This window comes from Curvibacter sp. PAE-UM (assembly GCF_001432305.1).
In the GTDB taxonomy this organism is placed as follows: domain Bacteria; phylum Pseudomonadota; class Gammaproteobacteria; order Burkholderiales; family Burkholderiaceae_C; genus Hylemonella.
In genome coordinates this window covers 1-803 of the sequence record NZ_KQ483360.1, presented here as the reverse complement: position 1 = coordinate 803, position 803 = coordinate 1, and the positions used below count along the sequence as shown (strand labels likewise).

Below are 803 nucleotides of genomic sequence, written 5' to 3'. Positions count from 1 at the left end.
AAGGGCGAGAAAAAGAACAGCGAAGAACTGAGCAAAAAGATGGCCGCCCTGTGCGACATCTTCGTGCACGACGCCTTTGGCACCGCCCACCGCGCCGAAGCCAGTACTTACGGCATCGCCCAGTACGCCAAGACCGCCTGCGCCGGCCCCCTGTTGGCGGCCGAGATGGACGCCATCGGCAAGGCCCTGAGCGCCCCCAAACGCCCCCTGGTGGCGATTGTTGCCGGCTCCAAGGTCAGCACCAAACTCACCATCCTGAAGTCCCTGGCTGACAAGGTCGACCAGCTCATCGTGGGCGGCGGCATTGCCAACACCTTCATGCTGGCCGCCGGCCTGAAGATCGGCAAGAGCCTGGCCGAGCCCGACCTGCTGGCGGAAGCCCGGGCCGTGATCGAAGCCATGAAAGCCCGGGGCGCCGAAGTGCCGATCCCCGTGGACGTCGTCACGGCCAAGGAATTCAAGGCCGATGCCAAAGCCACCATCAAGAAAGCCACTGAAGTCGAAGCCGATGACCTGATCCTGGACATCGGGCCCGAGACCGCGAAGAAATTGGCCGAACAACTCAAAGCCGCCGGCACCATCGTCTGGAACGGCCCGGTGGGCGTGTTCGAGTTCGCGGCCTTCGAGAACGGCACGAAAGAGATCGCCAAGGCGATTGCCCAGTCCAGCGCCTTCAGCATCGCCGGCGGTGGCGACACCCTGGCGGCGATTGCCAAGTACGGCATCGAGAAGAACGTGGGCTACATCTCCACGGGCGGGGGCGCCTTCCTGGAGGTGCTGGAGGGCAAGACCCTGCCGGCTTT

General features: G+C 64.3%; 1 protein-coding gene. It reads left to right on the top strand.

Translation table 11 applies throughout. The features are described from left to right. Positions 1-803, top strand: an 803-nt coding sequence (locus AO057_RS17300; protein WP_057677363.1) for a phosphoglycerate kinase, incomplete at both ends; no start/stop codon positions are given.